This is a genomic window from Rheinheimera hassiensis (genome assembly GCF_022436675.1).
GTDB lineage: Bacteria > Pseudomonadota > Gammaproteobacteria > Enterobacterales > Alteromonadaceae > Alishewanella > Alishewanella hassiensis.
The window spans coordinates 1-229 of sequence record NZ_JAKUJZ010000077.1 but is presented as its reverse complement, the minus strand read 5'-3'; the positions used below and the strand labels follow the sequence as shown (position 1 = coordinate 229).

At 41.9% G+C, this 229-nt stretch carries 1 protein-coding gene; it reads left to right on the top strand.

Features of this window, described 5'->3' with window-relative positions:
- Nucleotides 1-229: SLAP domain-containing protein (locus tag MJX74_RS21695; RefSeq protein ID WP_240225093.1), on the top strand; the 229-nt coding region annotated here is incomplete at both ends.

Below are 229 nucleotides of genomic sequence, written 5' to 3'. Positions count from 1 at the left end.
CGACGAAGAAGGCAGTAAGTTAATCGCTACTTACGGTACTAAGACTATCAAGAAGAAGACTTATTACCGCGTCGGTGAAAATGAATACATTGCAGCCGGCAACATTGATGGTACTCTTAGATTCTTGAAGCACAATGCCTATGTTTACAACCAATACGACAACCGCGACAACACTTTAAAGCGCAAGAAGAATGAACAAGTTGCCACATACGGTAGTGCTGTTAAGATC